Source organism: Methylobacterium sp. GXF4, assembly GCF_000272495.1.
Lineage (GTDB): Bacteria > Pseudomonadota > Alphaproteobacteria > Rhizobiales > Beijerinckiaceae > Methylobacterium > Methylobacterium brachiatum.
Genome location: NZ_AKFK01000099.1, coordinates 1 through 908, shown reverse-complemented (window position 1 = coordinate 908; position 908 = coordinate 1). Strand labels below are relative to the sequence as shown.

The following is a 908-nucleotide window of genomic DNA, read 5'->3' as shown; positions in this document are numbered from 1 at the left end:
TGACCTGACCGGTATTTTGGACCGAGCCGATTGAGAGGCTACTGCATGGTCGCGGGCATGGGTAGCCGGAAGGCCAGACCCGGGTAGCTGACAGGCGCGGGCGGCCGATAGCCCAGCGACGAATGCGGTCGGATGCAGTTGTACGTGGTTTGCCATAGACCGATGACGATCTGTGCCTCCTTCAGCGAGTAGAAGATCTCCTGGCGTAGGCACTCGTCCCGAAGTTTGCCGTTGAAGCTCTCACAGTACCCGTTCTCCCACGGCGATCCTGGCGCGATGTACTGGATCCGTGGCCCCGTCTTGGCGACCCACTTGCGCAGCGCCTTGGAGATCATCTCAGGGCCATTATCGCAGCGGATGTGCTCGGGGATGCCGTGCAGGCACATGGCATCGGCCAGCGCCTCGATCACGCCGACGCTGTTGATACGCCGTGCCACCTTCAGCGCCAGGCACGCCCGGCTATGCTCGTCGATCAGCGTCAGGATGCGTAGGCTTCGGCCGTCGTGGGTCTGAGCCTGCACGAAGTCGAAGCTCCACACATGGTTGCGGTGGAGCGGTCGTAGCCGCACGCATGAGCCGTCGTTCAGCCATAGGCGGCTGCGGGGTCTCTGTCGGCTAGGGACTTTGAGCCCCTCGCGACGCCAGATGCGCTGAACCCGGTCCTTGCCCACTTGCCAGCCAGCTGCCTGCAGCAGCGCGGTGACGCGGCGGTAGCCGTAGCGCCCGTACTCGGACGCCAGGGCGATGATGGCACGGGTCAGCTCATCCTCGTCGGCCGGCACGGTGGGCACGTAGCGCTGCGTACCCCGATGCTGGCCGACGATCCGGCAGGCATGACGCTCCGAGAGGCCGTACTTCTCCCGGATGCCGTCGACCGCCTGCCGGCGTCGCTCGGGGGCTACAAGTTT

1 protein-coding gene is annotated in these 908 nt (G+C 65.2%); it reads right to left on the bottom strand.

The annotated features are described in order from the left end of the window. Positions 1 to 38: 38 nt before the first annotated feature. Positions 39 to 908 (bottom strand): IS3 family transposase (locus WYO_RS26755; protein ID WP_007568637.1); only part of this gene is annotated, 870 nt, incomplete at its 5' end.